Consider the following 11,134-nt stretch of genomic DNA (forward strand, 5'->3'; position numbering starts at 1 on the left):
GTGCCTCGGAGTTGTCGGCGGTCATCGGGTCAAGGTGCAGCTTCTCCGCGCGTTCCGGCGACAACGCAACACAGAGGAAACCGGAGGTGTGCTCCAGGAAGAACGCCACGTCGGCGGGGGTGGCGTGCTCCGCGGCCATGATGAGATCGGCTTCGTTTTCCCGATCCTCGTCGTCGAGGACCACCACTGGGCGACCAGAGGCGATCGCCGCTACCGCCTCGTCGATCGTTGACATGGCCATCCGATCCTCGCCTTCTGGATCTTTCCCTGCCGACCCCGGTTAGGTCCGAGGCTCGATGTTCTTGTTGAACCGGAACATGTTGGTCGGATCCCACTTGGTCTTGGCGTCGACCAGCTTCTGGTACTTCTCCTCCGAACCCCAAGCGCCCCTGCGCCATTCGGGGCCCATGTCCGTACTGAGATTGATGTAGACGTTCGGGAGCAAGTGCGGCTTGAGCTCGGAGTACAAGCCGTCGGCCCACGTCATGAATCGCTCGTCGTCGGCGGCGACATCGCATTGGATGGCCACCTCCCAGAACCATTCGGCGTCCCTGGAGAACGCCGCCGACGATTCGTCGTAGTCCTCGCTGATCGCACCACCGAACACCCAGAAGTTCTGTACCGAACTCGGCATCGGAGGGTTGGTCCGCGGCGGCGCCAGCTTCGCATGCTTCACGCCAATGGCGATGTGCTCATCGGTCAGCTCGGCCAAGTACGCGCCCTTCGTGTAGGAGCGCCGGCCTGAGGGGGCGATGACGTCGAGCATCTTGTTCGCGACCGGCCACGGCGTCGGCGCAACCGCGATGGACGCAGCGTCACCGAGCGCGGCCAGATCCGCGATCACCGCATCAGCCTTCTCCTGCGGACCCGAATAGACGACGATCAGCATCAAACACGGCTCGCCGTGCATCTCCGCCGGGACGGGCGGCAGCGGCGGACACTGTGTCAACGCTCCGATGACGCCCAGTTCGCGCGGTGCCGTCGTCATATACGACCGCAGACCCGCCAGCACCTTCGGCGCCTGATCAATCGTGAAGGGAATGAACCCTGAAGACACTGTCTCGGGAATCGGCTGAGCCTGGAACTCGAAGTGGGTGACCACGCCGAAGTTGCCGCCTCCACCGCGCAGGGCCCAGAACAGGTCCGGGTTCTCGTCCGCGCTGGCGCGCACTCTGCGTCCGTCTGCCGTCACGACGTCACACGCGACCAGCTGGTCGACGGTGGCACCATAGCGGCGCATGAGATAGCCAACGCCGCCACCTAGGCACAGACCCGCGACGCCAGTCGTGCTGACGGTACCCGCAGGAACGACGAGCCCATGCTCGGCCAGTGCCGGGTCCATCTCCCCGAGCAACACACCCGAGCCCAGTCGCACGCGCCCGGTCTCTGTATCAACCGAAATCTCTTTGAAGTTCGTCAGATCGAGCACGAGCGCATTATCTGGCGTCGCCGTACCGTCGACGCCATGCCCGCCCGCCCGCACCGCCAGCGGTGTCCCGGTATCGGCCGCATAGCGAACGACCGTCACCACATCGTCGACATCGGCCGCACGTGCGATTAGCGCTGGCTCCCAATGGTCCAGGCGCATATTGAAGATCGTGCGTGCGTCGGCATAGCCGGGGTCGCCGGGGCGAAACAGCTCGCCGCGGAATGTGGTGGGGAAATCGTCGAACAATACGCGCGCCGGTGCCGCCATTTACTGACTCCTAACCATTGAGATCTTCTCTGATCCGAAAAAACGCAAGCTAGTCCGGCTCGATCACGAGTGCGTCGCGATCGAACTGCGCGACCTTCCCGCCACGCAGCGCGCCGATGCTGCTGTACCAGATAGACTGCCGCACACCGGCTTTACGGCGATCGACAACCAACGTCTTCGCGTTCCGAAACCGCACGTAGTAGCCAACTGGGTCGACCTCGTCGGAATACTGCTTGACCTCGTCGATCACCGCACGGAACTCCGGAACGTCGAGCACGTAGAGTTCAATCACTGACTCCTCGCGCCTTCCAATTCGTCGGCGACATTCGCGACGATCAGTTCGGCCTTGCGTGCCCACATCTTCGCCATCGTCGGTGTGCCGCCTTCGGCGATCACGTCGATGAGTGCGCGGACGGTGAGCTCCGCATCGTCATCATCGACCTTCGTCGTCTCCCGCAGCGGATAGGTGAACTCGACCATGAAACCGTTCGGGTCGTGGGTGTAGATCGATTCGATGGTCTCGTGCTTGACCTGCATCTCGACGACCCAGTCGTTGCTCTCGAGTCGCCGCCGGTATTCGTCGAGCGCTTCGACTGAGTCGACGTGAATCGCGAGATGACGGGAATCGCGGAAGAAACCCGGAATCTCGGGGCCATGCGTCGCGTAGGCATCCTGACCGGGAGCACTGAACGGTTCGACGCCGAAGTAGTAGAAGAAGGCCAGCCGATCGCCCTTCCCGATGTCGAAGAAGAAGTGGACGAAATCGGGATGATCGGACGGACCCCAGCCCACCGCACACACCGAATGCACGATCGGAAAACCGAGTATGTCGTGGTAAAACCGCACCGTACCTGCAGGGTCGAACGTCGGAAAAGCGGCGTGGTCGACGCCTCGCGCGAGATGGCCAGGCTGCTCAGTCATCTTGAGCCCTCCTCTCATCGGGCGTTGCTTCGTTATGTCCTATAGCAAGGATATCGACACACAGTCCCAGGGTCAACATATACGTAAAATTTTGGCCTAGTTCGTTGAATCACACTCTCACTGCCGGCTCGAGCGCGGCCAGTCCCGCCCGCGCGATCGCGACGTCTGCCTCGGACGAATGGGCACCGGCAGCAATTCCGCCCACCACCTGTCCATCGACCACGATCGGAAGGCCGCCCGGTAGGTCAACGAAGTCGGCGGTCGCCACCGTGAGTTTGGCGCTGAGGTCGGCCGGCATGTCACCAGTCGGCATACCGGTGAACACCGCGGTGCGCGCCTTCTTCGGAACGATGTCGGCTGCCAGCGGCACTGCATCGTCCATCAGAACCCAGGCCCGCAGCAGGCCGCTGGGGTCCACGATGGCGATGCCCGCGGGTGCCTCCAGCCGCCGAGCTTCCAGGACAGCCGCTTTCAGCATCTTCATCACCGATTGCTCGGCAATTCGCGCACCTAGGGTGATATCCGACATGACGTCTTCCTTTCCAAACGAAATTGATGTCAACTCGCGGTCCACACGAGGTCGATACGGCCGGCGATGAGCCCGGCCGCGGCAAGATCGACCTCTCGATCCGGCACTGCGACACCTACCGGGACCGGCAGTTCATGACGCAGGCGCTCCGCGACGGCAAGCCGGTCAAGCACTTCCGGCCGAGTGTTGCCGCCGGTTAGACAGACTACGTCGGCGCCGCTGCGGACGTGGCCGTGCGCAATCTCCAAATATTGAGTGGCCTCAGCGCTCCACGCATCACCGCTGCGAACACCGACAGTGGCCACGGAGCCAACGGAATTGGAGACGACCCGGCTCGGGAATTGCGTTCGATCGGTGTCAAGCGGCTTGGTCAACACCCAGCTCACCAGCTCGTCGAGTGCGACCGCGCCGCGATCTACACCGGCGAACTCGGCCGCGGCCTGGCGAGCAAGCTCGGGCGCCATCGTCGCGACGTCGGCGAGCGAGACCACCCCGGCACGGCTGAGATATGCCACCGCCAGCCGCGACGGCGACAGCTCACTGCGGATGGTGAAGGACTCCCACCACAGCTGGCTGCGCATCGCTGCCTCTTGCAGCCGTTCGATTTTCGGCCGTCGGGCGGCCTCGTACCGCGGCAGCGCCTCGACCAGTGGTTCATCACCGCCGGCATCAATGGCGTCCGCGAGGGCGATCGCACTCTCCAACGCCAACTTTGTGCCCGAGCCGAGCGAAGGGTGTGCGGTCGCGACGGCATCACCGAGCAGCACGACGTTGTCGTGATACCAGCGAGCGCAGGTCAGGGTGGTGAAATGTCCCCAGCGGGAACGGTTTCCGAAAAGCTTGCCGCCCTTGAGCAAAGGGGCGAATGCTTCGGACAGATACTCAAGCGCCTCGACATCAGAGTCGCTTTCGGAAGCCCATGTCCGGTCGGTGAAACCTGCGCGCTCGACCGTCTCCTGGCTGGCTTCTATGACGAGCGCGGCGAGGCCGCGGTCATAGGAATACGCGTGCGCTACGAAAGTACCGGCCGGTGTCTCAACCGGCATGAAAACCGTTCCGTCCAACTCGACCTCGCCGCCGCACCAGATGAAGGCGCCGCGACCGACATGGGTCTGGGGTGCCAGCACGTCGGCGAATTTCGCCCGGGTGGCGCTCGACAGCCCGTCCGCACCGATGACTAGGTCGGCGCCGTCGACCAACTCGTCGACCGAAATGGACTGGCCGATCACGACCTCGGCTCCGGCTTCGGCCGCGCTGTCGAGCAGAATCCGCAGCAGTTTTGACCGCCGGACGGCGCCGCTGTGGAACTGCCCGAAGTTCACGAGCCCCTGCGGCAGGTCAAACGACGCGCCCTGGAACGAGAACACCTCGGCCATAAGGCGCTCGAGCACTTCAGGATCCGCGTCGCCCAACGAGCTGACCAGACCGTGGGTCAGTCCGACACCGAAGCCGAAGGTGTCATCTGGTGGCAGTCGTTCGAACAGTCGGACCGTCCAGTCGGGGTGGCGCAATGCGAGCAATCGAGCGGCGAACGCGCCGCCCGGCCCGCCGCCGATGATGTCCACGCGTCGAGTCATGGTGTCCATTCCTTTGTCTAGGCGCAGTGGCCAGCGTTCATCACGAAACCTGCCGTCGCCCTTGACAGCCCGCTTGTCGGCGGCCCAATTAGCCCATCTTGATCTGGTTGCGGAGGACGCCGACGCCCTGGACGAGCACTTCCACGCGGTCGCCGTCCTTCAGATACGGCCCGTCGATCCCTTGTTCCATTGCGCTGCCCGCCGGAGTCCCAGACAGAATCAGGTCGCCACCGCCGATGGGTGCATACTCGGCGATGTGCGCCGCCATCCGGCCGAACGAGAACTGCATGTCCGCCGTCGTCCCGTCCTGCCTGGTCTCGCCGTTGACACGGCAGGAGATGCTCAGGTCTCCCGTGTCGACGTCGCTGCCGACCACCATCCAGGGACCGCAGCTATGTCCGGTGCGGAAGTTCTTCGTCAGCGACCACGTCAGAGGACCGTGGTCGACGCGGGTCAGCCCGAGCGCGCCGTCGCGGATGCTGAAGTCATTCCACGCCGTATAGCCCCAGACCGAGATCTCATCGCTGCCCGGCTGGTGCTCGCCGCCGCCGAGCACCACGGCAACTTCAGCCTCATAGTCGAGCTTTTGCGTGCTCTCGGGCGGTGTAACCGTCGCCTTGTCGCCGACGATGGTGCCGGGTATCACGTAGAACCCCCACGGGACCGTCTCTGTCTGCCCGCCGATCGAGCTCGACTTCACCGTGTTGGTCACCATTTTCGAGGCGTGCATCGGAAAGTTGCCGCCCGCCGCAAAGATTCGGGACGTGGGGTCGGGCAGGGGTGGGTCGAGGTCCAGCTCGGCCAGCGCGCGCACACCCAACCGGTCTCGACCCCGGGCGAGATCGTCGAGCGCCACCTCGGTGAGTTCGAGCAATGAACCGCGCGCCGATTCCCAGTCATCGACCAACGGGCGCCAGCTCTGCGCAGGATCGGTCAACAACGCGGACAAACCGTCTGCCACCGCGCTCCGGTCGGCGGAGAGCGCGGCTGCTCCCGTCACGACGTCGACGACGTACGCAACACCGCTGAGGTCGACGACGATCCCGGTACCGGACCCGGTGACCCGAACCAGCCTCACGCGAAGGCCCCGAAGAATCCGATTGTGGTGCCGGCCATTACTGGGGCCTCCTTGCCTACGGCGCGGTCAACTCTGGTTTGCAGGAGTGGCGCTGAACTTCTCGTCGAGGTCGGTGCCCAGCAGGGCGTCGGCCGGCGGCGGACCACCCATGAGCTCGGCCGGCGGTGCGCCGGTGTCCCACTCGTCCACGGCGTGCGGGTCGTCGACACTCCAGGATCGCGGCACGTACGTCGGGTCATAGAGGATGATCTCCTCCTCGACCGAGTACTCGAACCAATAGCCTTCGGCGTCGCGGAAGTACATGGCGATGTTGTGGCCCGGGCCGTGCCGCAAGGGGCCCCACTCGATCTGCACGCCGTTGGCCTGCAGCGCCGCGGCCGTCTCGTAGAACTGGTCGACGGTCTTGAGGCTGAACTGGATGTGGTGAAGTGCGGTCACGGGCGTACGGACTAGCACGACGTCGTGGTAGAGGAATCGGCCGGGCGAGCGCAGAAACGTCATGATCTGCTCCCCGCCCGCGAAAATGCGGCTGGAGTGAAGCTGACCGAGGACGTCGCTGAGGAACTTGTCCTCGGCGTCGAAGTCGGGAGTGCCGATGCCGACGTGATCGGGCACTACCGGAGTCGCGCCACCGGACTTGGGCGCCTCCACGAGGTGTGCGACCGGGATGTCGGTGTGCACACCGGTCGTGAACTCGATGAGGTGTCCGCCGGGCGTGCTGAACCGGATGGCCGGATTGGCTTCCCACTCGCCGTCATGGTGGCGCGACACCTCGACACCGGCGTCGGTCAGCCGCGTCTCGGCCCGGTCGAGCACGGCTTCGTCGCCGACCAGATAGCTCACGTGGTGCAGGCCGTGCGGATCGCCGGGCTTGTACACCAGCGAGTACCTGTCGACCCCGTGCGCGCTCAAGTAGTGCGTGCCGTCCGGGGACGCGTGCTCGAGGGTGAAACCAAGCCGCTCGGCGGCGAACTTCGCCGCCGCTTCGGGATCCTTCGCGTTGAGCGCGATGTAGTTCACTCGTTCAATGCCGATTGGGGACATCTTCGACCTCCTGGCTGACCGACGGGCCGAATGCGCGCAAGGCCCGCTTTCCATGAATGGGTTCTACACATACGTTAAACTATCTACGAATGCGTCGTCAACTTGATGGCACTGCTTTTCTCGCGGCTCCTTCCGCCTGAAGAATCTCGGCGATCTCCCGGCGCAAGGTCGCCTTGTTGATTTTGTGGATGTTGGTGAGCGGCAGGCTTTTCCGGTGTTCGACACGCTCCGGCCACTTGTACTTCGCCACGCCTCGCTCCTCAAAGTACTGCTTGATGGCGGCGAGATCGGGTGCCTGCACACCTTCTCGCACTACCAGGAACGCACAGCTGCGTTCACCAAGCCGCTCGTCGGGCATGGCCACCACGGCCACCCGTTCCACCGCGGGATGATCGATCAGCACCGTCTCCACTTCTTCGGCGTTGATCTTCTCGCCGCCGCGATTGATCAGATCCTTGATCCGGTCTTCGAGGCGGTAATAGGACTGGCCCCCATCGCGCATTTCGACGACGATGTCGCCGGTGCGGTAGAAACCGTCCGAGGTGAACGCCGCGGCATTGCGCTCCGGGGCACGGAAATAGCCACGGATGGTGTAGGGGCCACGGGCACACAATTCCCCGTGTTCGCCGAACTGAACCGGGTCCTCCGTGCCGGGTTTGAGAACGCGCACCTCGTCGCACTGCGCGATCGGGGCCCCCTGGGTGTGGTGCCGAAGATCGGTGGAGAGGTCGACCGACGTCACCATGCACAGCCCCTCCCCCATGCCGAACATCTGCGTGACTCGGCAGGTATCGGTTTCGAATTCGTCGACCACTGCGGGCGGCACCGCGCGATCCGACCAGACGACAACACGCAGGGCGTCCAGCGCAGCCCGCAACTCCGGATCGGAGTCGATCAGCCCCATGATCGGCCGTGTCGCCAACATGTGTGTGATCGGATGCGACACAGCCACAGCCTTGAACTGCGCAGCGTCCGGCATACACGTCGCCACGCAGGCACCGACAGCGTGTGCAGCATGCATGGCACAGACGACGCCCGCGTTGTGCACGATTGGCAGCAAATGCGCTGTGCAACTGCCGCTGTCGATGCGCACGGCCTCGGCCCACGCACGTGAGTTGTACCAATATTCGGTGTGTAACCGGGGAATCAGTTTGGGAATACTCGTCGTGCCACCGGAGAGCTGCAGCACGCCGATGCTCTCGGCCGAAATACCTGCCTGGATCTCGTCGACGATAGCTCGCGCTGCCACGGGGTCGATGTCGGCAGCCAGCAGCGAGTCGAGGGAGGTTTCGCCAGCCTCGGGCGCACCGTTGCCGACGGTGACGAGCAGACGCACTGACGGCTGCTCCGCGCGCACCTCAGCAGCGAGTTCCCGCAGATCATGTCCTGGAAAGGCGGGGTCGATAACATGCACGACGGGTGCACATTGACGTGCGATTGCCGTGATCTCGTGCCGGCGGTGCAGGGCGAGCGTGGCCACCGGAATCGCACCGGCCTTGAGCAGCCCGTACCAGATGAGCACGGTCGCGGCCTGGTTCGTCAGCTGCAGCAGGACCGGGTCACCGGGGCGGACACCCTCCTTGCGCAGGCCGACCGCTATCCGGTCGGCGCGACGGTCGAGTTCGGCGTAGCTGAGCTCCAGATCGGGTCCGACGACGGCCGGGCGATCGGGGTAGCGATCGGCGACCGCGCGGAATTCCTGTGCGATGGTGAGGTCGCGCCACGCTCCGGCGGAGCGGTACCGATCGATGAAATCCCGTGGGTAGGCGACGATGTCATCCTCGGTAAAGGTCGAGTCGGTCAATTGGCACGCTCCTGGGTCCATGTAACGATTTCGCTGATCGCGGAGCCGACACCGGGCTGTTCTCCCGAGGCGAGGGGTCGCCCGAAGTGGTCTGCGCGGATACGCACGTGCCCGACATCGGTCGCCGCCGACGCCTGCAGCGCGCTCGCGATGTCGCCGGGGAAGACCGATACGTCGCCGGTGAACTCGATGACCAACGTTGGCACCGTGACGCCGGCCAAAGACCGCTCCACCGACGCGTTGGATGACAGCCCAGACCAGGTCGACAGCCAGGCTTCCGGCGTAGTGAGGCGACCGAATCCATTGACGCCGTAGTTGGATACGGCGGGACGCGCACTGATCACCGAGCCGTAGTGCCGGTCCGAGGGATCCAGACTCAGGTCGGTGCAGCGCAGGTCCGCATCGGTGCGGTAGGTGGTGATCACCGGCGTCAGGATGCTGCGTCGGCGGTCCGTCTCGGTACCCGCGCCGGACTTCACCTTCTTGCGAGCGGCAAGCTGGTCGGCGATCAGTTGCCGCGCATGCTCGTCGATCCGGGCGACCCGATCACGCTGAGCTTGCCGGTAGCTGGTCACGAATTCGGGCGAGTAGTGCGACCCTTCCGGCGCATCACCAAACCCGTTGGCGGGATCGAACGGATCCAGCTCCGCGATGACCGAGAACGGATCACTTTCGTCGGCAACCGAAGGGTCAATCGCATTCAACAGCAGCCTGCCCTGCCCCGGATGGGGTGCCACTAGCACTAGGCCGTCCGGTGCCGGCATCGGAGCCTCAACCAGCTTCGTCGGCGTGCCACCCGGTGTTCGCGCGATCCGGCTGGAGGGTTCGGTCAGCGCCTGCTCGCTGTAGAACGAGTACAGCCCGCTGCCGCCGGAGTGGCCGACCAGCACGATGTGTTCGAATCCGACCTCCCGCAGCCACTCCATACCGGCGGCGACATCGAGAATCGCGCCCTCGTGGACCAACGGCATGTCGTTGCCGACATTGCGGCTAACCTGCGCCCACACGGCATGCCCCGCCTCGAGCAGCCCTGGAATGAAGGGATGCTGACGCAGATCCTGTCGGGGATGCATGAGGCAGAAGACCGTGCGACCGTCGCTGCGAGCTGGGCGATACAGGGTGCCCCGGGAAACCTCACCGTCAAAGGCGATCACGGTCCGCTGGTCGATGGTCACATCGTGCGCCAGCTCGTGCGGCCACCAGTCGATCATGAGGGCTGCTCGTCCACGACCCGAAGGCGTCCGCTCCGTACTGCGCGGAGGCGCTGAAGCTACGGCGTCTGACATGGCTTTCCTTTCTACGTATCGTTCGATCACTGGGTTTGGGGCTCGACGAATCCGCGGTCGAATGCGGCCAGCAACGAAGCATCCAGCGGAATCGCTTCTGATCCGTCAACGTCGAATCGCACATGAACCTTGGTGAGCCACACCTCGACGGCGGGCGGCGCTTCGAAACCCGTAGCGAATTGGGCATGGAAAGTCACCGAACGATTCGTGATAGCGCCCGTCAACAAGGTGCCGAACACCTGGTCGTCCAACCGCAATGGCGAGCGGTACGCGACCTCCGCACGCACGGCGGGGTAGCCGCGGCCACTGTCGATCGTGCTTGAGGTAGGCAGCCCCGCATCGGCGAACCACGTTGTCATCAACCGCTCGGCCCAGCCCAGCGGAGCACCGAAGTAGATGACGCGCGCGGCATCAGTGTCTCCCATGACGACACGGAACTGTTCGCGCGCCAAGAGGATGCCCTCCTCGCCCGAACCGTTGACGGACATCACGTCGCCTCCTTGTCCATCGTGACAGCACTCTACAACGTTGTAAATAATTCGTCATTATCGTATATTCCACCGAATTCCAGGAAAGGCGATCCGGCAACTTGAGCAGGGCAGAAAGTGGCGGTCGTGCGGGCAGCCATCAAGACTGGGCCATGGGCGCAGCTCTTGCGCTCGACCAATGATAGGCAATCGACTCATACGTTGAGTACTCAACGTATCCGTAAAACATCAGTATCTGAAGCGGCGCTCGTACGAGCTGCCACATCACCGATTGGAGGGTGAATCGATGGATCCAAACCCCGATTACGACGCCATGCTGAGCTCGAATCCCGCATCGACTGGTTCGCCTGGATCCTGCGCGGCGCTTGGCGGTGAGCGATGACTCAGACGGTGCGTGGTGTGATTTCACGGAAGCAGGGTGAGCCGGTCGAGGTGGTGGACATCGTCATTCCCGATCCGGGGCCGGGCGAGGTCGTCGTCGATGTGATCGCGTGCGGGGTGTGTCATACCGACCTGACCTATCGCGAGGGCGGCATCAACGACGCGTTCCCGTTTCTTCTGGGCCATGAGGCCGCGGGCACCGTGGAATCGGTCGGGCCGGGTGTGACGACTGTGGAGCCCGGTGATTTCGTGATCCTGAACTGGCGCGCGGTGTGCGGTCAGTGCCGGGCGTGTAAACGGGGCCGGCCGTGGTACTGCTTCGACACGTTC

General features: G+C 64.1%; 12 protein-coding genes. 1 reads left to right on the forward strand and 11 read right to left on the reverse strand.

Annotated elements, in window-relative coordinates; genetic code table 11:
• The 11 genes from VFH65_RS21415 to VFH65_RS21465 all read right to left on the reverse strand — a co-directional run.
• Positions 1-241 (reverse strand): 3,4-dihydroxy-2-butanone-4-phosphate synthase (locus VFH65_RS21415; protein ID WP_353324060.1); only part of this gene is annotated, 241 nt, incomplete at its 3' end.
• A gap of 39 nt (positions 242-280) precedes the next feature.
• Complete coding sequence (locus tag VFH65_RS21420; RefSeq protein WP_353324061.1) at positions 281-1,696, reverse strand: FAD-binding oxidoreductase; 1,416 nt, start codon at positions 1,694-1,696, stop codon at positions 281-283.
• A 49-nt stretch (positions 1,697-1,745) separates the two neighbouring features.
• Positions 1,746-1,988: a glyoxalase gene (locus tag VFH65_RS21425; protein WP_353324062.1), complete on the reverse strand. Its 243-nt coding sequence runs from the start codon at positions 1,986-1,988 to the stop codon at positions 1,746-1,748.
• Positions 1,985-2,617 (reverse strand): VOC family protein, encoded by a 633-nt coding sequence (locus VFH65_RS21430; RefSeq protein WP_353324063.1) that lies wholly within the window; start codon positions 2,615-2,617, stop codon positions 1,985-1,987. The genes VFH65_RS21425 and VFH65_RS21430 overlap by 4 nt, the downstream gene beginning before the upstream one ends.
• Before the next feature lie 109 nt (positions 2,618-2,726).
• A complete protein-coding gene (locus tag VFH65_RS21435; RefSeq protein ID WP_353324064.1) occupies positions 2,727-3,146 on the reverse strand; it encodes a GlcG/HbpS family heme-binding protein in 420 nt (139 codons plus the stop codon).
• Positions 3,147-3,175: 29 nt separating this feature from the next.
• A complete protein-coding gene (locus VFH65_RS21440) occupies positions 3,176-4,723 on the reverse strand; it encodes an FAD-dependent monooxygenase (protein WP_353324065.1) in 1,548 nt (515 codons plus the stop codon).
• Between the two features lie 88 nt (positions 4,724-4,811).
• Positions 4,812-5,801, reverse strand: coding sequence for a fumarylacetoacetate hydrolase family protein (locus VFH65_RS21445; protein WP_353324066.1), 990 nt, complete (start codon positions 5,799-5,801; stop codon positions 4,812-4,814).
• A 66-nt stretch (positions 5,802-5,867) separates the two neighbouring features.
• A complete protein-coding gene (locus VFH65_RS21450) occupies positions 5,868-6,845 on the reverse strand; it encodes a VOC family protein (protein WP_353324067.1) in 978 nt (325 codons plus the stop codon).
• Between the two features lie 97 nt (positions 6,846-6,942).
• A complete protein-coding gene (locus VFH65_RS21455; RefSeq protein ID WP_353324068.1) occupies positions 6,943-8,649 on the reverse strand; it encodes a (2,3-dihydroxybenzoyl)adenylate synthase in 1,707 nt (568 codons plus the stop codon).
• Positions 8,646-9,860: an alpha/beta hydrolase family protein gene (locus VFH65_RS21460; RefSeq protein WP_353324069.1), complete on the reverse strand. Its 1,215-nt coding sequence runs from the start codon at positions 9,858-9,860 to the stop codon at positions 8,646-8,648. Before VFH65_RS21460 ends, VFH65_RS21455 begins: the two co-directional genes overlap by 4 nt.
• Before the next feature lie 101 nt (positions 9,861-9,961).
• Positions 9,962-10,423: an acyl-CoA thioesterase gene (locus tag VFH65_RS21465; RefSeq protein ID WP_353324070.1), complete on the reverse strand. Its 462-nt coding sequence runs from the start codon at positions 10,421-10,423 to the stop codon at positions 9,962-9,964.
• A 378-nt stretch (positions 10,424-10,801) separates the two neighbouring features.
• On the opposite strand from VFH65_RS21465, the gene VFH65_RS21470 reads away from it, so the two are divergent.
• Positions 10,802-11,134, forward strand: a 333-nt coding sequence (locus VFH65_RS21470) for an alcohol dehydrogenase catalytic domain-containing protein (protein WP_353324071.1), incomplete at its 3' end; no start/stop codon positions are given.

Origin of the sequence: Mycobacterium sp., assembly GCF_035697385.1 — a bacterium.
Lineage (GTDB): Bacteria > Actinomycetota > Actinomycetes > Mycobacteriales > Mycobacteriaceae > Mycobacterium.